The 19028-nt window shown below is 41.7% G+C and carries 23 protein-coding genes; 15 read left to right on the top strand and 8 right to left on the bottom strand.

Translation table 11 applies throughout. The features are described from left to right. Window positions 1–84 precede the first annotated feature (84 nt). The 8 genes from LFUMFP_RS03080 (at window position 85) to LFUMFP_RS03045 (ending at window position 7446) form a co-directional block, all read left to right on the top strand. Window positions 85–972 carry a mechanosensitive ion channel family protein gene (locus LFUMFP_RS03080; protein WP_025083464.1) on the top strand — a complete coding sequence of 296 codons (888 nt, stop codon included), beginning with the start codon at window positions 85–87 and terminating at the stop codon, window positions 970–972. A 30-nt stretch (window positions 973–1002) separates the two neighbouring features. Further along, complete coding sequence (locus tag LFUMFP_RS03075) at window positions 1003–1893, top strand: DUF368 domain-containing protein (protein ID WP_025083463.1); 891 nt, start codon at window positions 1003–1005, stop codon at window positions 1891–1893. Between the two features lie 204 nt (window positions 1894–2097). Next, the gene (gene phnX, locus LFUMFP_RS03070; protein WP_056950252.1) at window positions 2098–2898 is read left to right on the top strand and encodes a phosphonoacetaldehyde hydrolase; all 801 of its coding nucleotides are present in this window, start codon (window positions 2098–2100) and stop codon (window positions 2896–2898) included. 1 nt (window position 2899) lies between these two features. Then, entirely contained in the window at window positions 2900–4006 is a 1107-nt protein-coding gene (phnW, locus tag LFUMFP_RS03065) for a 2-aminoethylphosphonate--pyruvate transaminase (RefSeq protein WP_056950255.1), read from the top strand. Between the two features lie 12 nt (window positions 4007–4018). Continuing rightward, entirely contained in the window at window positions 4019–5047 is a 1029-nt protein-coding gene (locus tag LFUMFP_RS03060; protein ID WP_025083462.1) for a phosphate/phosphite/phosphonate ABC transporter substrate-binding protein, read from the top strand. A 19-nt stretch (window positions 5048–5066) separates the two neighbouring features. Then, window positions 5067–5822, top strand: coding sequence for a phosphonate ABC transporter ATP-binding protein (phnC, locus tag LFUMFP_RS03055; protein ID WP_056950260.1), 756 nt, complete (start codon window positions 5067–5069; stop codon window positions 5820–5822). Beyond that, on the top strand, window positions 5819–6607 hold the full coding sequence (locus LFUMFP_RS03050) for an ABC transporter permease subunit (RefSeq protein ID WP_106483038.1): 789 nt from the start codon (window positions 5819–5821) through the stop codon (window positions 6605–6607). The genes phnC and LFUMFP_RS03050 overlap by 4 nt, the downstream gene beginning before the upstream one ends. After that, a complete protein-coding gene (locus LFUMFP_RS03045) occupies window positions 6604–7446 on the top strand; it encodes a PhnE/PtxC family ABC transporter permease (RefSeq protein ID WP_025083460.1) in 843 nt (280 codons plus the stop codon). Before LFUMFP_RS03050 ends, LFUMFP_RS03045 begins: the two co-directional genes overlap by 4 nt. A 397-nt stretch (window positions 7447–7843) precedes the next feature. On the opposite strand, the gene cbpB is transcribed toward LFUMFP_RS03045, so the two are convergent. The 4 genes from cbpB to murI all read right to left on the bottom strand — a co-directional run bounded on the left by cbpB (window position 7844) and on the right by murI (window position 10990). Beyond that, window positions 7844–8308, bottom strand: a complete 465-nt coding sequence (gene cbpB, locus LFUMFP_RS03040; protein ID WP_025083459.1) for a cyclic-di-AMP-binding protein CbpB — start codon at window positions 8306–8308, stop codon at window positions 7844–7846. A 96-nt stretch (window positions 8309–8404) separates the two neighbouring features. After that, window positions 8405–8923, bottom strand: coding sequence for a metallophosphoesterase (locus LFUMFP_RS03035; protein ID WP_025083458.1), 519 nt, complete (start codon window positions 8921–8923; stop codon window positions 8405–8407). Window positions 8924–8940: 17 nt separating this feature from the next. Further along, on the bottom strand, window positions 8941–10179 hold the full coding sequence (locus LFUMFP_RS03030; RefSeq protein ID WP_025083457.1) for an XTP/dITP diphosphatase: 1239 nt from the start codon (window positions 10177–10179) through the stop codon (window positions 8941–8943). Next, window positions 10166–10990: a glutamate racemase gene (gene murI / locus LFUMFP_RS03025; protein WP_025083456.1), complete on the bottom strand. Its 825-nt coding sequence runs from the start codon at window positions 10988–10990 to the stop codon at window positions 10166–10168. The genes LFUMFP_RS03030 and murI overlap by 14 nt, the downstream gene beginning before the upstream one ends. A gap of 162 nt (window positions 10991–11152) precedes the next feature. Here murI and LFUMFP_RS03020 point away from each other — a divergent pair, with 162 nt between their 5' ends. Further along, complete coding sequence (locus tag LFUMFP_RS03020; protein ID WP_025083455.1) at window positions 11153–11818, top strand: YslB family protein; 666 nt, start codon at window positions 11153–11155, stop codon at window positions 11816–11818. A gap of 110 nt (window positions 11819–11928) precedes the next feature. Here LFUMFP_RS03020 and LFUMFP_RS03015 read toward each other — a convergent pair whose 3' ends face one another. Continuing rightward, the gene (locus tag LFUMFP_RS03015; RefSeq protein ID WP_025083454.1) at window positions 11929–12603 is read right to left on the bottom strand and encodes a CPBP family intramembrane glutamic endopeptidase; all 675 of its coding nucleotides are present in this window, start codon (window positions 12601–12603) and stop codon (window positions 11929–11931) included. A gap of 911 nt (window positions 12604–13514) precedes the next feature. Between LFUMFP_RS03015 and LFUMFP_RS03010 the strand changes: the two genes are divergently transcribed. Then, window positions 13515–13709 (top strand): hypothetical protein, encoded by a 195-nt coding sequence (locus LFUMFP_RS03010; RefSeq protein ID WP_025083453.1) that lies wholly within the window; start codon window positions 13515–13517, stop codon window positions 13707–13709. Between the two features lie 70 nt (window positions 13710–13779). On the opposite strand, the gene LFUMFP_RS03005 is transcribed toward LFUMFP_RS03010, so the two are convergent. From LFUMFP_RS03005 to LFUMFP_RS02995, 3 genes are read right to left on the bottom strand one after another with little or no spacing between them, the layout of a single operon-like run. Then, window positions 13780–14523: a response regulator transcription factor gene (locus tag LFUMFP_RS03005; RefSeq protein WP_106483037.1), complete on the bottom strand. Its 744-nt coding sequence runs from the start codon at window positions 14521–14523 to the stop codon at window positions 13780–13782. A 10-nt stretch (window positions 14524–14533) separates the two neighbouring features. Beyond that, window positions 14534–15823 (bottom strand): sensor histidine kinase, encoded by a 1290-nt coding sequence (locus LFUMFP_RS03000; protein ID WP_158697718.1) that lies wholly within the window; start codon window positions 15821–15823, stop codon window positions 14534–14536. A gap of 56 nt (window positions 15824–15879) precedes the next feature. After that, window positions 15880–16032 (bottom strand): EntF family bacteriocin induction factor, encoded by a 153-nt coding sequence (locus LFUMFP_RS02995; protein ID WP_106483035.1) that lies wholly within the window; start codon window positions 16030–16032, stop codon window positions 15880–15882. A gap of 226 nt (window positions 16033–16258) precedes the next feature. Between LFUMFP_RS02995 and LFUMFP_RS02990 the strand changes: the two genes are divergently transcribed. From LFUMFP_RS02990 to LFUMFP_RS02970, 5 genes are all read left to right on the top strand, one after another. Then, a complete protein-coding gene (locus tag LFUMFP_RS02990) occupies window positions 16259–16453 on the top strand; it encodes a Blp family class II bacteriocin (RefSeq protein WP_106483034.1) in 195 nt (64 codons plus the stop codon). A 472-nt stretch (window positions 16454–16925) separates the two neighbouring features. After that, entirely contained in the window at window positions 16926–17294 is a 369-nt protein-coding gene (locus LFUMFP_RS02985; protein ID WP_199190551.1) for a bacteriocin immunity protein, read from the top strand. 473 nt (window positions 17295–17767) lie between these two features. Beyond that, window positions 17768–18079: a hypothetical protein gene (locus LFUMFP_RS02980; RefSeq protein ID WP_106483033.1), complete on the top strand. Its 312-nt coding sequence runs from the start codon at window positions 17768–17770 to the stop codon at window positions 18077–18079. A 25-nt stretch (window positions 18080–18104) separates the two neighbouring features. After that, complete coding sequence (locus LFUMFP_RS02975; RefSeq protein ID WP_106483032.1) at window positions 18105–18401, top strand: bacteriocin immunity family protein; 297 nt, start codon at window positions 18105–18107, stop codon at window positions 18399–18401. An 18-nt stretch (window positions 18402–18419) separates the two neighbouring features. Further along, entirely contained in the window at window positions 18420–18740 is a 321-nt protein-coding gene (locus LFUMFP_RS02970) for a bacteriocin immunity family protein (RefSeq protein WP_106483031.1), read from the top strand. Window positions 18741–19028: the final 288 nt, after the last annotated feature.

Below are 19028 nucleotides of genomic sequence, written 5' to 3'. Positions count from 1 at the left end.
TTCAATTATCCGCTTTATTTTTGGTGTCATTTTTTCAAACATTTGCTAAACTAGGACTATGTCCAAAAAAGGAGTCTGCACAAAATGCCCATCTATTTATTAACTGCGACACCGGTAGCCGCTGTTCAACGGCAATCGAATATTCTGATTCGCTACATGACCAGTATCGATTGGGATCATCTGTTAAGCACTTTTGTCACCGGGCTTTTACAAATTATCTTCTTATCGATTTTATTTTATTTAATTAATCGGATTGGTAAATTTGCGATTCGCCGGACTTTTCGTAAATATCGCCAATCAGATAATTTGGCCAGTAACCGGATGAACACTATTTTCACGTTGACGATTAACGCGTTTGCCTACCTGCTGATTTTCTTTTATCTGTATGCACTACTCAGCGTTCTTGGCGTTCCCGTTGGTACGTTAATTGCCGGGGCCGGGATTTTCAGTTTAGCGATTGGCTTGGGGGCCCAAGGATTCGTCAACGACATCGTGACCGGCTTCTTCATCTTAGCCGAACAACAATTCGATGTCGGTGATATCGTCAAAATCGGTTTAGTCGAAGGCACCGTGACTGCGATTGGCTTGCGAACGACGCAAGTCCAAAGTTTAGACGGTACCTTGAATTTCATCCCCAACCGTAACATTTCGATTGTTAGTAACTTATCCCGTTACAACATGCGCGTGTTAATCGAAATTCGAATTACCCCTGAAACTGATTTACAACAACTCGTTGAGGTGATGCACACAGTCAACGAGCGTTTAGTCCCCGAACATCCCGAAATCAAAGATGGCCCCACCAATCTAGGCGTCACCACTTTAAAAAACGGGCTCTTAACCTATCAAGTGGTCATGCACACCCTCAACGGATCGCAAACAACGATTCAACGTCTCTTTTTACAAGCGTACCTTGAAGCTTTGCAAGCAGCCGGTGTTACTTTGCCTGCTAGTCCGCTAACACTAACGAACTAACACTCAAAAAAAGGAGCAACACTCATGCCCATCATTAATCTAATTAAAGGCGCGCTAATCGGCGTCGCCCTCGTCATTCCTGGTTTATCTGGTAGTATCTTCGCCGTGATCGTCGGTCTCTATGAACCATTACTAGCCGCCATTGCCCAATTCAAAAAGGATTGGCGCAAGGCGATCATCTTCTTAGGCCCAATCGGCATCGGTGCCGGCATCGGGATTTTATTATCGACCAAGATTGTTTTATGGTTATGCACCGCTTATCCACTGGCCGCTTATAGTTTCTTTATCGGTCTCGTGATTGGCAGCCTACCATTCATCTGGCGCAAAATTCACGGTTTCAATTTTTCAAAAATTGCGATTCTAATCGGTGCTGCACTGATTATGTTGCTCCTGACTAAAATCGGTGGTCATCAAAGTGAATCCGACATCGCGATTCGCCAATTAAGTTCACTCGCCGATTTTGGCACCTTACTCTTCGCCGGTTTCTTCTCCGTATCATTAATGCTGATTCCCGGTATTTCAGGTTCTATCATGTTGATGATTATTAAACAATACGGGACCGTTTACCACGCGGTCAGTCAATTGCTCGATCTACTGGTGTACCTCGTGACCGGACGATGGGCGCAAGCACAACAAGCCGGTCAAAGTGTCTTGTTATTGTTACCATTCATGATTGGGGCCTTAATCGGGACCGTCATCGTCGCTAAGCTCATGCACTACTTATTAGCGCATTATGCGGAACACGTATATGCAGGCGTCTTAGGCGTCGTATTAGCGGCCATCTGGATTCTCGCCGAAACCGGCGTCGCACCTGCATGGCCAATCGGCTTAACAATATTGTCACTCATCGGAATCATTTTGTTAATCTTAGTAATGATTATCGTAGGCGCGATCGCAACGATTTACTTTGATCGGGCTTAGGTGCTGGCATTCACGGTAATTCTGACAAACGGTAATAACAGCCCCAAAGACCAATTCGTTCATAACGGATTGGTCTTTTTTGATGCCCTTAACTAGTATTTTCAATAACATTACAAAAGCTTTACGCAAATTACCCACGGTTTTTACAATGCTATTGCATACTAGAAATTGTTCGATGAGACTGACTTAAAAGGAGATCATTCAATGTCACAGATTAAATGCGTCATATTCGATTGGGCTGGAACGACTGTCGATTTCGGTAGCCTAGATCCCGTCATGGCTTTCCAAGCAGCGTTTGAAAAAGCGGGTATCCCGGTTAGTAGTGCCGCGATTCGCCAAGATATGGGGATTGAAAAACACGAACACATCGCGCAACTCTGCCAACAACCAGCCATCCAAACCGCTTGGCAAACACGTTACCACCGTTTGCCGACAATTGAGGATCAACAAACCCTCTTCAACGATTTCGAAACGGCTTTATTGAAACGCCTCTCAGAACAAACGCAATTAACCCCCTTTGTTTTAGAAACGCAGGCTAATTTACGCCAACAACACATTCAAATTGCGACGACCACCGGTTACACACGGCCAATGTTAACCTTAGTCGCACAACAAGCGGCTAAATTAGGTTACCAACCAGACTTAATGTGCTCTAAAGAAGATGTCGCACAAGGCCGGCCTAGTCCCGCCATGATCAACCACATTCGGCAAACCTTGCAACTGCCCGATTCGCAAGCAGTCATTAAAGTCGGCGATACCGTCGTTGACATGCTTGAAGGTCAAAATGCCGGTGTCATTACGGTCGGCGTACTCGAAAGTAGTAGTTTAGTTGGCCTTTCGGTAGACGAATTAGCGGCCTTATCCCCTGACCAACGAACCGCCTTACTCGACCAAGCCAAACAAACCTTATTGGCTAACGGCGCAGACGCTGTGATTCTCAATCTTAGCGAACTAGCACCACTGATTGCCAGCTACCAAAACACAGCCGTTCAGGAGGGCCAATAAAATGCCACAACCTTACTTACTATTAACGCCCGGACCACTGAGCACCTCCGACACCGTCAAAGCCGCCATGCAAGTCGATCTCAGCACTTGGGATAGCGATTATCTGGCGATTACCGAACGGATTCGCAGCCAACTCTTAACCTTAGCCGGTGTGAGTGCGCCCGATTACTCAGCCGTTTTATTGCAAGGTAGTGGCAGTTACGGCGTCGAAGCCGTCCTGAATACCCTCTTACCCAAACAATCAAAAGACGCCTGCCTGATGGTCGCTAGCAACGGCGCTTACGGTGCTCGCATTGCGGAGATGGCCGATCGACTCCAAATTAACCACGTCGATTTAATCGTCCCTGAAACAAAACCCGTCACCGCGGCATTAGTCACCGCCTTTTTAGACCAACACCCCGAGGTCACCCATTTTGCAATGATTCATTGTGAGACGACGACCGGCATTTTAAATCCGATTGAAACGATTCTACCTCAAGTGAAAGACCGTGGGATTATCACGATTGTCGATGCAATGAGTAGTTTCGGCGGCATCCCCATCAACTTACTTGATTTAAAAATTGATTTTCTAATCAGTAGCGCCAATAAATGTATTCAAGGGGTTCCCGGATTCGCCTTCGTGATGGCCAATTGTGCGATTCTCGAAACTTGCCAAGGTCGGTCGACCTCTCTATCGCTCGACCTTTATGACCAACACATGAGTTTCAAAATGCATCCCGGTAAATGGCGATTCACTTCCCCAACCCATACCGTCTTGGCGTTCGATCAAGCCTTAAGTGAACTAATCGCTGAAGGTGGCGTGGCGCAACGTTACCAACGTTACACTGCCAATCAACGTCAACTGGTCAATGGTATGCAAGCCCTTGGTTACCAAGCGTTGTTGCCGACTGCGGTGCAATCACCGATTATTACCACGTTTAAAACCCCGAATCCCGATTTTGATTTCAACCGTTTCTACCAAGCATTAAAAGACCGACAGTTCGTGATTTATCCCGGTAAAACAACCGCTGCACCGTCTTTTCGGATCGGCACGATTGGCGTCGTCGATCAACCTGAAATTTCAGCATTATTAGCCGCAATTGAAAGCACCCAAAAATTAACCCACTAAGGAGTTCCTCTCGTGAAAAAGAAAACAATTCTAACCAGCCTATTTTGTCTATTGGCGCTTTCAGCCGTTTTAATCGGTTGTGCCAAGAAAAACGACCAATCGACGAGTCAAAAAACGTTAACCATGGTTTTCTATCCGAACGAATCCGCTAAGAATTTCAACGCCTCACGGGCCGAAATTCAACACCAAATCGAAAAAGCAACCGGCAAAAAAGTCAAAATTCAAACGACGACCGATTATAACGTCGCCATCGAAGCGATTACTTCTGGCAAAGCCCAACTCGCTTTTATGGGACCTGAAGGCTATGTCCAAGCTAATAACCGCAACAAGGCCGTTCAACCCTTAGTCGCCCTCTCTGGCGCATCTGGCACGCTCAAAGATGCTAGTTACCGTTCGTATTTCATGGTACCCAAAGACAAGGCCGCTGATTATCAAAAGGACGGCCAGTATTCAATTGATAATATTAAAGGCAAAAAGATTTCGTTTGTCTCCGTCAGCTCCACATCAGGTTACATGATTCCGGTCGCGACCATCAAACAACAATTCAAACTCAAATCGACCGATGAATTATCGCAAAGCGGCCATTTCTTCAAATCCGTTTTATTCGGTAATTCGCACCAAGGTTCGGCCGTCAACCTCTTTAAAGGCGATGCCGATGTCGCCGTCTTCGATGATATCGATACGAGTGCTTACATCGATGTCGAACAAGGCAGCTGGTCTAAAGTCGGTTCAACCTTCAAGGTCAAAGCCAACGCCACAGCACCGTTCACCGATGTTCGCGGTCTTGAAAGTGTTTCGATTGCCGTTAATCCCGTCCAAAATGGGCCCTTTGTCGCTAACACGAAAGCCTTGAGTGCTGCCGATCAAAAGAAGATTACAGCCGCCTTTACCAGCAAAGAAATGACGGCGAATACGAAGATTCTATCGCCAGTTAACGCTAAAGTCCCCGCTATCTGGAAAAAAGAATCGACTAAAACCAAATTATTGAAAGTCACTGATGACTGGTACAAACCAACGCACCAACTCGTTCAAGATAACTAAATTTGAAAGGCGGTCCATTATGCTATCCGTTAAACATCTCAATAAAACTTTTGCGACGGGCCAACAAGCCCTAACCGACGTTTCTTTTGACGCCCAAGCTGGCGAATTCCTAGTGATTATCGGGCCATCTGGTGCCGGTAAATCCACCATTCTCAGAAGTATCAACCAATTAATCACCGATGATTCTGGTGAAATCACCCTGGCCGACCAAGATATTCGCCACGCTTCTAAATCACAATTACGTCATATTCGCCGACAGATTGGGATGATTTTTCAAAATGCTAATTTAGTGGGCCATCTAACCGTCCTCGAAAACGTCTTACACGGTCGTCTAGGGTATCAATCCACCCTAGCCGGAATTCTCGGCCGTTACACGACCGCTGAAAAAGAAACCGCCGTTGATTTGTTAACCCAAGTCGGTTTAGCCGATTTTATGTATCACCGTTGCGATGAACTCAGTGGCGGTCAAATGCAACGAGTCGGGATTGCCCGGGCCTTAATGCAAGACCCCAAAATCCTCTTGTGTGACGAACCGATTGCTTCACTCGATCCGAAATCAGCGAAAGTCGTGATGGATTACCTCCACTTTCTCGCCAAACAACGCCACATCACCTGCATTGTCAACCTGCACCAAGTCGATGCGGCCCGCGAATACGCTGATCGGATTTTAGGGATTAACCAAGGCCAAGTGGTTTTCGAAGGCACCCCAGATCAATTATCCGACGATGCTTTGGAACAACTTTACCAAGGTAAACGGGAGGTCCAACACTCATGACCGTTCAAACCTTCTTTCACCGGCGCCGCAGTCGTTTTTTATTCGGCTTGCTCTTCTTTAGTGCCTTATACTACGGTGCGGCAACCTTAGTCGATTACCATCTGTTAAACTCCTTTCAAGCGATTCCAGCGGCCTTTGCTTGGTTAGCCACCAACTTTATGCCAACCACCCGCTCAATGGCCTTCTTACCTTTGATTCTGACCAAACTCGGACAAACCATCATCTTATCAATCACCGCGACCGTCATTGCGGCGATTCTCGCGCTGGCGTTAGCGATTATCGGTTCGAGCACCACCGGTCTGAATCGCGCAACCAAACTGTTAGCGCGGGTCATCGCGTCGATTTGTCGCAATATTCCATTGGTCGCTTGGGCGATGATCTTATTGCTCTCGTTTAAACAAAGTGACTTCACCGGTTTTTTAGCCCTCTTCTTCGGTTCATTTGGTTATCTGACCCGTTCGTTCATGGAACTGATTGAATCCGATGCCACCGCGATTTACGAAGCACTCAGTACGACCGGCGCTAGTTATTTACAAGTCGTCTTACGCGGGATTATCCCCAGTATTTCAGCGTCATTACTCAGCTGGTTGTTATATATGATTGAAAATAACATCCGCGATGCGACCTTAGTTGGGATTCTAACCGGGACTGGGATTGGTTTCTTATTCGATCTGTATTACAAAAGTTTCCGGTTCGACTTAGCCGGCATGACCACCGTAACGATTATTGTCGCCGTCGTTTGTCTCGAATTATTAGCCAATCAAATTAGGAGGTTAATCCGATGATTGAACCGATCACTGATCTGACCAATACCGCCAAAAAGCCCCCGATTCGCGTCCATCTATGGAATCGTCGTCAGAAAACGATGACCGCTACTTTTGCAGTCCTCGGCCTGATAACCGTCTATCAATTAGCCACGATTTCATCCGCCAACATCCATTTCTGGCCGGCGACTATCGCCTTTTTCAAAAACGCGCAATTGATTTTTCTCCAACCGGGCTTATCGGGAACTGATAGCTTTGGTTCACTGTTGAGTGCACTCGCCACCAGTGCCGCTTTAGCGACGTTAACCACGCTATTAGGCGCGATTGTTTCCTTCTTTATCGCCCTCTTCGCCGCGAGCAACCTCGCAAATCGTAAAATTGGCCTCCTGATTAAAACGGTGATGGCGATGATTCGCGCCATTCCAACCATTCTGTGGGTGCTCATTTTTTCCATTGTAATTGGGCTTGGCGCAGACGCCGCTGTGATTGGCTTGAGCTTTCACAGTATCGCCTATTTAACGAAAGCCTACGCTGAAAGTTTTGAAGATCTCAACCCAGAAGCCATCGAAGCCTTGAAGGCGACCGGTGCCAACTGGTGGCAAATCGTCTTCCAAGCGGTCTTACCGAGCAGCTTGCCGATGTTGTTGTCTTGGACCTTCATTCGTTTCGAGATTAACTTTACCAACGCGATTGCAGTCGGCGCAGCAGCCGGTGCCGGTGGGATTGGTTACCAACTCTTCACGGCCAGCAGCTTCTACTTCGACTTCCACGAAATCGGCGTCATCATCTACCTTTGTTTAGCAGTCACCGCCTGCTTAGAATTTATCTCGGTCAAACTACGGAAACGTTACTTGAAGTGAGCGCTGACTGGGAAACACATTATCTAACATGCCATAAAAAAAGGTCTATTAGTTAGTCTCACATGAGACGGCTAATAGACCTTTTTTAGCGGATTCGATTATAATTAGCATTTTTTATTAATGCTCAGTTGCTGACCGCAACCCAACGCACTCAGCGCTCTAAACGCGCTTCTCGAGTAGCCTTCTCCGGTTAACTACAGGATACAAATTATGGTTAAACCCGACCATAATCCGTATCCTTAGGTTAATCCTCGAAGTCTGACCAACTCGAATCAGCGCTCTTCTGCTAAACGCGCTTCTCGAGCAATCTTCTCCGCCTAACTACAAAATGCCAACCATGGTTAAGTTCAACCATAATTGGCATTTTTAGGTTATGCTCGAAGATTAATCGCTCGAGTTAGCGCTCTTCTATTTTGTATTCTTTTTCGATATTGTGAGCCACCCGATTAAAGCTTTTCATCATCTCACGGCGGGTGACGATGCCGGTGAAGTCGCCTTCGTCTGAGATAACCGGTAAATACGGGTGATCGACTAATAGGTGCAAGGTTTCTTCGATATCGTAGGGATCTTTAATCGTTACGACATCGGTTTGCATGACGTCTTTAACGGTCATTTTGCGTAGGCTATCAAAACTCAGATGATCGAGTCCCAACATCGTTTCGGTAATCAGCGGCATCGTCAACATCCCTTTGAACTTCGAATGATTGTCGAGCACCGGAATACTCGAATATTTAACCGTCGTTAATAGAATAAACGCGTGTTCTAGTGAATTATTTTCTTGAACGCTGGCAACCACTTCACCGGGAATCAAGAAATGTTCTTTGTTTTCTAATAATAAATTTTGAAATGCATCTGCTATCATCACTAACCTCCATTGGACCACTTTACCTTGTTATTGTATCAAACTGAATCAAAAAAAGACTATCCATTTGCTGTAATCTTTGGATAGTCTTTACCTTTAACGGTTGAATTTAAATTTTAGGCGTTCGACCGCTTCAAAGTCGCGGTTATAATATTGCACCTCATAAGCTTGCTCGGAAACATCAACCACGGCGTATGTCCCACCGATTTTCTGGAATTGCCCGCGTGGCTGTGAAATGCTCCCCGGATTTAACATCAAAATGCCTTCATGGGTAGCACACGCTAATTGATGCGTGTGGCCGTAAAAAATCAGATTAGCATCTTCGGCTTGTCCAGCCAATAATAAGTTGGTTAAGCCGAAATTAACGCCATATAAGTGGCCGTGCGTCATTAGAATCCGCTGTTGTTCAATTGATAACATCACTTTATCTGGAAACTGGTCGTGCCAATCCATATTCCCTTCAACGCCGGCCATCTGTTCAAAGACCGCATCGTCTTGTCTTAATTCGGAATCGCCACAATGTAAAAAGGTCACGTCTTGTCCTTGATAATGGGCTTGTAGCTGTACCAAAATATCCCGATCACCATGACTATCACTAACGACTACTAAACGCATCAAAAAGCCTCCTTTAATTAATCCGCTAACCAATCACGCCAAACGGGTTCCAAATTCGCAATGGCCCGCGCCCGATGGCTGACTTGATTTTTTTGAGCTAACGATAATTCTGCCATACTGGCATCTAATTCAGGAACGTAAAACAAGGGGTCATAACCAAAGCCATTATCGCCCCGGGGAATCCCGAGTATCCGCCCAGCAACGTTGCCTTCAACGACCAAATCTTCGTTCGGGCGATCGGGTTTAGCAAAGGCCAAAGTTGAATGGAACGTGGCGGTCCGCTTCTCAGTCGGTACACCGGTTAATTCAAACAATAACTTCGCATTATTGCCCGCATCGTTATGGTCACCGGCAAAACGGGCCGAATAAATCCCGGGCCGACCATCAAGGGCATCGACCATTAAGCCAGAATCATCCGCCAGCACTGGCAATTTCAAAATGGCGGCGATTTGATCGGCCTTTAAGCGCGCATTGGCTTCAAAGGTCTGACCGGTTTCATCAATCTCGGGTAATTCAGGATAATCCAACAAGGTTTTAACCTTGAGACCAGCCTTTGCAAAGACCGCTTCGAATTCGCGCGCTTTCCCCGGATTCTTAGTCGCAATCACAATCGTCCCGACATCCGGTATCCCCGCTGCCATGACCGGTTGAACAGCTTGTTGAAAACTGGCTTGGAATTGGGCGGTCGTCCGCGTACAACCTTGACTCGCGCGTAGAATTAATTCATTAAACAGACTGCTATCCACAGGTTGTCCACTTAACGTCAACGCGCCAACTTGTTCCTGCGCGGTGGCAACCATCGTCATTTGACTAATGGCAATTTCTTCTTCAGCTAAGGTTAAATCAACTAATGTCGTTTGATCTGCCATCACGCCAACACTGACCGCGCACGGCACTTGTTGGTCCAGCAACGTATCTGGCAACAATTGTAAGGCACCAATCGTGGCGTTAAAGGCTTCGGCCAATTGACCGCCATCGTTTTCTAAAGTTGTGATAGTGACCACTAATTGTTGTTGCGTCAAAGCCTCCGCAGAGACTAACGGTAATAGCGCCGCTTGTAACCAGTCTATTTGGCCAGCAGTCAGGCCAGTCCCCGTGACCACTAAACCGGCAGCCTTAGTTTGCCAATAAGCAGCAACCATTATTTTAGTAATTCCCCGTTGCCATAAAACAGAAGCCGGTTGTTGCGTTAAATAACGCCACTGCACTTGCAGCGGCCGGACATCATTGACTGCTCGATTATCAGTTCGGACCATCATTTTTTTCTCCTTGAATTGTGACTTGTTGGGCGTTTAAATCAGGTAAGCCCAACCATTGACGGGCAATTGGTGTGAAGTCGCTGACTTGCCCCGTCGTGAATGTTTGGAGTCGACCAGCTTGTTGTGTGTCGGCCAATACTTGTCTGTCGGATAGCACCTGCACTAAATCGGCAACCGCCGCTTTCGCTGGATCGACTAACGTCACGTTTGGACCGACTGCCGTTTGAATCGCCGTTGCTAATAATGGAAAATGGGTACAACCCAAGATTAACGTATCAATTTGACTCATCTTTAACGGTGCCAATAACTGATTAACCTTTTGTTGGACCGCAGCACCGTGACGCTGATTGGCTTCAATCATCATCACAAAATCGGGAACGGCCAATCCGTTGACTGTCATTTCTGGCACTAACGCTTTTAACTGTTGCGAATAGGCCCCGCTTTGAATCGTCCCGGTCGTCGCAATCACGCCCACTTGTTGATTCTTGGTGACCGTACTAGCCAACTGACTGCCCGGCGCAATCACACCAATCACTGGAATGGCTAATTGCGCTTGTAAATCGGGCAAAGCCGCAGCCGTCGCCGTATTGCAAGCTACGACCAATGCCTTGATTTCATGGCGCACTAAAAAATTGGTCATCTGCCAAGCAAAACCTTTAACGATTTCTGCAGGCTTTTCACCGTATGGTAGGCGCGCTTGGTCGCCAATAAAAATGAGGTCTTCATTGGGGAGTTGACGCATCGCTTCTTTTAACACAGTCAGCCCGCCAACCCCTGAATCCATAAAACCAATCGGTTGTTTTTTCATGCAGCAAATCTCTTTTCATCTCAGAATTCATTCGTAAACTCTATTTTCTCTTTTTTTTCATTAAAATTCAACCGACTAGCCTTTAAATACTAAAAAATAATTGTATTTCGCGGTATAATGACCATAACTTATTAAAAAATTGTTCCTTAAAGGAGTGCCACCGTGACTCATTCACTTTATTCACAACTAACGCACAACGACCAACCAACTGCTTATTTAAACCAAGCCACCTTACGCGACGTCCTATTACCCGCAATTCTGGGCAGCGAAAATTCGGAAATCAGTTATTGGGCCGGTAAACAACTCGCAACCCAATTTCCGCTCGCCTCGGTTGACGACTTATGCACATTTTTCGCACAGATTAACTTCGGTCAATTAACATTAACCAAACATAAAAAAGAAACTTACTTCTTTACACTAACCGGTCAAATCGTGACTGATCGCCTTAACGATTTCGATGAACCCGATTTCCAATTAGAAGCCGGCTTTATTGCTCAAACGGTCGAAAGCCAACTCCGAGTGGTGACTGAAGCCAAAGCAACGATTGATAATCACAAAAACGTAACAATCTTTGTCCAAACTGATTCAAAAGCCCCGATTGAAACGGAAGCAACACCCGATTCGATTACGTTAACTGATGCACCCGCACCACCAACGGCCGCTGCCAACCAGCCCATTGCTGAAGTAGTGCCCACACCAGTCCAACCTGAACCACCCATTGAACAACCAACACCAACCACGCCGCAACCGGCCGAACCCGCCGCAGCACCTACGCAAAGCGTCAGTGACCTACCAAGTCGACGTGAATTACACCGCAAGAAACATTAAAGAAACACCTAAAAAGGACCACGATTATCAGCAACTTAACGTTGAATAATCGTGGCCCTTTTTAGCACCAACTATTTTATGGTCTGCTGTCTTGTATTTACAATAAGGCCTTACACTAAAAAACTAGCAATCAGGTTATTCATCATATGTAGTACAATTGGGATTTCTATATTTTTGTAGTAAATAAAATTGATTGAAAATATGATAGCGATTAACATGTACGGGATAAAATCAAAAGATACACTACTGAGATGTGGCACTGCAAAAATGATTGTATTTAAGAATATTATCAAAAACAGAACCCTTTTTTTAAATTGGTCCGCGTCGATGGCGTTAAATAATAATTTATAAAATAGCCCCCTAAAGATTAATTCTTCTATAAATGGTGCCATTACGTTTCCTGAAATTAACATATAGATAGGATAATCATCAAATTTCTTTAAGAGTTCGGTTTGGTTTTGTGTATTTGAAATAATTCCTTTGGCTATTAAAAATGAATCTCCCCATTGTAGAAATAATAATATCCATATCGAAATAACCAAAGGCAGCCAACTGTGTTCTCTTTTTTTGAAAAGGCCTCCTTGCCAATAGTTAATCTGATTAACGTAGTTATAGGTGTAAAAAATGAATAGGGTCGCTAGAATTAGCATCGTGCTTTCTAGAAGCTTACTGACCATTGTATTATTAATAATAGTCAATATACTTTCAGGTGCAATCATTAATTGATACACGATAAAAAACATAAAGACAGTCCCTAAACCTGAATATTCTAATTTGATTCGCATGGCAAGACCTCCCACTTTTAATGCTTTATTGCCGAATTGATTTTTTCTAAAATTTTATTAGTCACAACTCCTTTTTGCTAAAGTTAATATACCTTATTTTGCACCCCGCCAATAAAACCATTCCCGAGCCCTATCCAAAAGCTTCATGAACGTAAAGCCCAACAAATTATCGGGCTCAAGAAACTTTTTAATATGGTTCAGGAAGCTTTCGCTCACAACTAAATAAATTCTGCTATGATTCACTTGTACAAAAAATAAATAGTGACAAAGGCGCATTTTAGATAGGGTGGTGAGCTAAAATTAAAAACATTAAATTATTTGATTTCAATCAATATAACAAACATGACAATTATCGTTTATTATTTTTATTAGGAGCGCTAATAGTTACTGAATTTAAAAGTAATACGACCATGAGCCTTATTTTTTTAAAAAGTTTACTTTTATTATTGGCCTATCGCTTATTTTCGATATTAAAAATTAGGTTTTATCGAAAGAAGGATCGTAATTCGGATAAAAACAACATTACGATGTACCTTTACTCTACTTTGTACATTATTTGTCTGAGCGGTTTAGCCTATATCGTATTAATACCGATTAAAAATATGATTAAATTAGATTATATTTCACTAGCCTATTCAATCGCTTTGGGTGTGCTTATCGGTGGTTATCAATTGATAAAGAATCGATAGAATATACTTAATCATTCGGCATTCCACAATGTCTTAGCGTACGCAGCCCTGTAAACATGATACATGGCCAAACATGATAGTCATAGACCTGTAAATGGCGCAAACTGAATAGAACTAAGTTAGCGATTAACCAATTAGACAGACCTGCTTTAAATCGACTTGCAATTGATTTGTTCTAAATTTTTGCACGATTAATTCAAACTCATTATTGGAGGCTTTTCAATGCCCGTCATCCCTAAACGAATCACCTTAATTGCCGCTCAAATCACCAATGCCTTATTAGTCATTCTGTTATTCCTACCGGCCTTTTCTACTCAAGAATATACCGGACTTATTTACTGGTTGCTTTTATTAATGGTTATCAGTAATAGCATTGTTATCTGGAATTTACAACGAAATCTGACGTGTCATAATTGACACCATGTAAAAAGCCCACAATTTGTGGGCTTTTTATTTTTTATACGCTCTAGCACAACGTAGTCACCAACTACAGCTTTAACTGTGCCTTAATCTTTTTAGCCTTGCCAATCGAAAACTGTCTTGATAACTCAGCGCCAAAATGAATCTCACGTGACTTAAAATCAATCTCTGTCATGTTGTTCAGATTTGCTAGACAATTCCGATTGATTCTAAATAAATAGGGATATTTCTCCCCTAGTTCATTTAAATTACCGTAGAATTCGTAATGCCCATTCTTGGTATTCAACAGCACCCGATGCGGTAAGTCTGACGGTTCGATTAGCTCAATCTCCTGTTTATCAATTGAAAAAGTCTGGGAACCAATCGAAAATGTAAAGGCCTGTGATTGACTCTCCCTGGTCGCATCAATTCGCTGTTGCGCCAATGTTAACAAGTCAACAATTTCAGTTCGATAATCATCTAGTGGTTGATCCTTGGTCACAAACCCCAGCGCTTCAACCCGCCGTCGTAGCGTCAACGGCATCATTTCATCGTGGGTGGTTACAAAGATAATCTTGGCCTGAACATCACTTGCTCGAATCCGTTCAGCCAAGTCGATGCCATCCAGTGAACTCGCCAAATCAATATCTAAAAAATAAGTCCCCTGTTTCGGATTAAATTTTTCTAGATATTTAAGTACTTCCAATGGGCTTTGCGTTTTTAATTGGATTTTAAATAAATCCGTATGAAAAAGGATATAGTTCTGAATAATGGTTTCTAGTTGATTCAATTGTACAATTTGGTCTTCGCAAAGAATAATGGGATAGGACATCTGTTCGCCTTCAATCTTTCATTAAAATAACTTGGGTTGAGAATACTGAATCTACTCGTTGATATTGAACAAATAGATTAGTGTATTTTTGTTTGAATTCCTGAACCGTATTCAGGCCAAGTCCTGAATGGCCCGCTTTTGTTGAATGGCCCTTTTGTTGTAACTGATCAAGTGCCAGACTGACATCTTCGTAAGTGTTCTTAATTAGAAATTCAATTTGCGAATCATCTTGATAAATCATAATATCAATCACTTTGTTCTGACTTTCGGCAGCAGCTTCTAGCGCATTATCCAATAGAATTCCCAGCATTCGGACACCGTCAAAAATCGGCATTGGCAACGTCTCGATTGGTTTTTGACATTCAAAATGACATTGAATTTTCAATCCCTTTGCTCGATGGAGCTTCGCAATTAAGAGACTTTTGATAAAACTATTTTGGATATTATAGAGCGCCTTGTAATCAAACTCATCTTGCGGCAGACTTTGATTCGAATAATCTTCAAGTGTTTCAATTTGCTCGGTCAACTTAGCATTTTGGCCGGTGCTACTCGCTTCCTTAAAACTCAGTAATAGGTTTTTATAATCGTGTCTAAATTTAGCAATTTGTTGTTGGTTTTTTTCTAAAACTTCCGTATACGCCTTTAAATGATCGAGTTCTTTTTTAGCGATTTGTGTTTCATATTTTTCTTTTTGTTGCTTGAGGGCTCGCGTAAATAGAAAGACGACAAATAGGGTTTGAATAATTAAAAATATATCAATCCCAATCACAAAATGATCATAGGCATCGTAATAATGAGCGGAATATGCGATTAATAAGGTCACTAAAAATAAATACCCTATCAAAAACGATATTGTCTTAGAACTAAATTTTTCAATCTGTGTATGCAAATTTTTTCTTTGATAAATTAAAATAATGGTACTAATGACAAATACTTCAATGAATAATTGAATAAAAACTTCTCTAAAACCAATCATATATCCCTTGGGTACCGTTAACAACATTATTGTCGAACTAAAAGTAGTAGCACTATACAAAATTAACATAGATATTAACAAATCATTTAAGAGTGTATAATCAATTTCCCTCTTTAATTTTAATATAATATATCCAGATAAAATCGGAATAATGTCTGATAGTCCACTATATAGTTCTACAAAAAATGTAGTCGGCAAAAAAATCATAATAAATAGTAACCTTTTCTTTTTCGTACCTTGTTTATTGATTTTAAAAAATAATACATAAAACAATATGTCATCCACTAAAGATCTTAAAATATATGCCTTTGTATCTATTGTCAATAAAATCCCCCCTTTTTACAAAGTATATCAAATTGAGAAGATATTATTAGGAAATCCTAGCATTTAGTAAATAAAGATAAAACACATTTAGCAGTATTTTTGAACGGATGCCCACCTGTTTTAACAGATGTTCCGCCCTTTGTTCCACCCTTAATTTGTTTTAATTGCTCTTTTGTTAATTGTTTATTTTGACTGTTTTTAAGTTCCATTATTAATACCTGCTTTCTTTTATTAAGTCTAATATGCCATAGTTTCTACACCTATCAAGGAATCATTCCTGAACCCTACCGTAACGCTTCCTGAATGGTCAGCTTTATAAATTAGTCAGTTCAAGACTATTTTGACTACGATTCAGGAATCTTTTAACCAGCAAAAAATAGTTATGTTAAGCTTCACTTGTACAAAAAATATTGATACCAAAGGAGTGTATTAAACATGAAGAATGTAAAAGAATTAAATCCAACAGAACTACAAAAAATTAGCGGTGGTGGTTTAGGACAATGCATGATGGATTCTTATGGACATGCAATTGAAGGATGGAGTGTAGGCGGATGGTTTCATCCAGTTGCGGGAGCCGTTACTGGTTTAGCTAATCAAGCCCTCCACATAAAAAAAGATTGCATGCGTTAATAACTATCAAAATGATGCAGTTTGTAAAACAAAATAGACGTAATATAATATTTATAATTAGCGATTTCACTATCATGACTGGGCTATTGGTTAATGGGATATGGACAGTAATCTTGTGTTTAGTTGGGCTTATATTTTTCTATTATGGTAAACAATTTACTACTAAAAATAATACAGTATTACATTACATCAATTTCTCTTTAAGAATAATAAACCTAATTATATTTATTGTACAAAGTGCGTATTTACTGTAATTTGTACCCCTAAAACCATAAATAGGTTTTAGGGGTATTTTTTATTCTATTAATTTCTTATTTCAACCGAAATTTTTAGTTATTTATAAGACGACAATATAGTAATTTCAACTATAACGGTTAATTTATATATCACAAAAAAGAAATCAAAATAATTAGAGAGTATCTTAAAAATATGAAGACTATGGAAAAATATCAAGCTCCAAGGGAAAATCCTTTTGTTTCTTAATCAATCAGAAAATAAAGTAGTTTATGATTCAATTAAATCAGATATTCATGAATTATATTCACTTTTAAATAACCGTAACGATCAGTCTCCGGAGTTATTAGATATATTAGACGTTCTAGGTCAAGTCTACAAAAATATTGACGATTCTAAACATCCCGAAGCACTCGTTAATCGGTTGGTCAATTTCATTAGAAGTACGGCGATTAGAGGACGTCTTAATTTTCCAAAAAATCAGGAAACCTTAATCATCAACCTATCTGCGCTTGGCCAAAAAGCCGGTTTGAATGGTAATGAACTCGGCAATACTTCCGATAAATCGCAATTTTATAATTGGAATGAGCAAATTCCTAAGCACTAACAACCATTTAGCTAGATCGTCCACCCGCGATTATATTTTAAAACTAACATTATAGTAGTCATTATTTTATGTGAAAGGATAATCCATTATGCTAAATCTCAAAAAAATGCTGCCCTTTGTCGCCTTTCCGGTATTAATCGGCTGTATTATTCTGGTATTTCTTAAAGGCAACCATTGGTATCCCAAAACGATAGATACATTAATCATTGTGACCACGGTGATTCTGATTAAGCTATAGATCAAACCATGAGTGCTAACACCTATGGTTTGATTGGGACATGTTTATTTTGCTATCGTCACTTCAGCTTAGGAACGTTTTTAATCCCGTTCAGGAAGTCTTCAACCCAGAACAACTGAATTCGATTAAACTTCACTTGGGTCCTGAATTAATGTGCGTCTAAAGAACGCCTGATAGTAATTTCACCAGACCTTCAATCGAAATTTTTCTAACAGTATGAAAGCGAGGACCTATTTTGAATTCAACAGACGACCTAAAAAATAAACTGATTGCCTTTCATAGGGCACTCGAAACCTTAGCCAATTCGTCCGAAAAACAACAAGCATTAATTGCGACAACTACTTTCTTTAATCTTGTTAATGACGACAACAATCGCTTTATCGTTGCGACCGGCGCTAGTGACTTTATCAGTCAAATTATTCTTCTAAGGGGTGGCTTTAGCGGTCAAAAAATGATTTTATCATCAGAAGCCAACAATCTTTTTGACCAGATTCAAACCAGCAGCCCCTACGATCGCACTAAAATGGTCACGTTTTACCATAATTGATTAATCAACAAAGGAGTATCAAACAATGGGATTATTAAAATGGTTTTCAGGCGGTACCGACCGTTCTGCGGAAGCAATTAAACTGATTGCGGCATTATTAAACGCCTTGGGGACTGATGCACAAAACGCGCCATTATTAGTTGTTCTTAATAAATACGAACACGAATTAATCAAGCAAGAATCAGCAGTACCTTTTATTTTAAGTCGCATGAATATTTCAATTGCCAACACGATTCGAAGCAATCAAATGACTTTAAACGCAAAACAAACCGAAAAGTTAAACCAATTACAAGCCCTCTCTAATACTAGATATGGCTACTAAATAAAGGAGTGTTAATCATTGGAAAATAATCAATTATTCGCTTTAATCGACAGTGCTTACCAAGAGGACTTATCGAATCAACCAGCAGCGTATCGTCAAGCACTCCTAAAAAGTGCCGAGGCATTGATGGCCGGTACTGATGAATTTACAGTCTGCGCTGATTTTTATCAGGTCTGCCACAACAACTTCATTGTGCCCATGAGCCTTCCAACTGCCAATCGCAGTCTGTATCAATTCATTGAACAAACTTTAAAAAGCACTGATCAAAAACGGTTACGGGATTTAAATCTAGGTTACGGTTTAATTGCGACCCACTTTACTTTTGGACCGTTGAATTAGGGTAACTCGTATTAGGTTTGACAGATTCACATAATAAGCATAGGGTTGGCGAATTTTATATGAAAGTAAAACTAGACTATTCCGTTCATCTATGAACCATAAGTTAACTTGTTTAGATAACACATCTTCAAAGTAGGATCAGTCCACAATCACCGATATGACACGTATAATACTTAAAGAAACCTTTATTGAATACGACGACTATTATAATAACCGCCATATTAGAACAAATCTGGCTGGCAAAATATCGGTACAATACCGGAATTTCGCCAGCCAGTTAGCTGTATA

Source organism: Latilactobacillus fuchuensis, assembly GCF_900258455.1.
Classification (GTDB): Bacteria; Bacillota; Bacilli; order Lactobacillales; family Lactobacillaceae; genus Latilactobacillus; species Latilactobacillus fuchuensis.
Note: the sequence above shows the minus strand (reverse complement) of the source record. Positions and strands in the feature narration are given on the sequence as shown.